The following is a 443-nucleotide window of genomic DNA, read 5'->3' on the forward strand; positions in this document are numbered from 1 at the left end:
ATTGGCGAACCTGTAATCCTCGAGTACCTTGCCGTCGATGGTAGCCCTGTGGTCATCGTGTGCCCTGAGGTGCTTGGTCGCACTGAAGTTCTTGAGTACCTTGAGGTCCTTGGTCGCCCTGAGGTCCTCGAGTACCTTGAGGTCCTTGGTCGCCCTGAGGTCCTTGAGTACCTTGAGGTCCTTGGTCGCCCTTAGGTCCTTGAGTACCTTGAGTTCCTTGGTCACCCTGAGGTCCTTGAGTACCTAGAGGTCCTTGGTCACCTTGAGGTCCTTGGGTTCCTTGAGGTCCTGGGTCGACCTGACGTCCTTGAGTACCTTGTGGTCCCTGGTCACCCTGTGGGCCTTGAGTACCGTGTGGTCCTTGGTCGCCCTGAGGTCCTTGAGTACCTTGAGGTCCTTGGTCACCCTGAGGTCCTTGAGTACCTTGAGGTCCTTGGTCACCC

2 protein-coding genes are annotated in these 443 nt (G+C 57.1%); both read right to left on the reverse strand.

Going from position 1 to position 443, the window contains the following annotated elements; genetic code table 11:
- The coding region (locus tag HP552_RS35260; protein WP_175393809.1) for a hypothetical protein at window positions 1-225 on the reverse strand (225 nt) is incomplete at its 3' end.
- 18 nt (window positions 226-243) lie between these two features.
- Window positions 244-443: hypothetical protein (locus HP552_RS35265; protein ID WP_175393810.1), on the reverse strand; the 200-nt coding region annotated here is incomplete at its 5' end.

Source organism: Paenibacillus xylanilyticus, assembly GCF_013359935.1.
GTDB classification, from domain to species: domain Bacteria; phylum Bacillota; class Bacilli; order Paenibacillales; family Paenibacillaceae; genus Paenibacillus; species Paenibacillus xylanilyticus.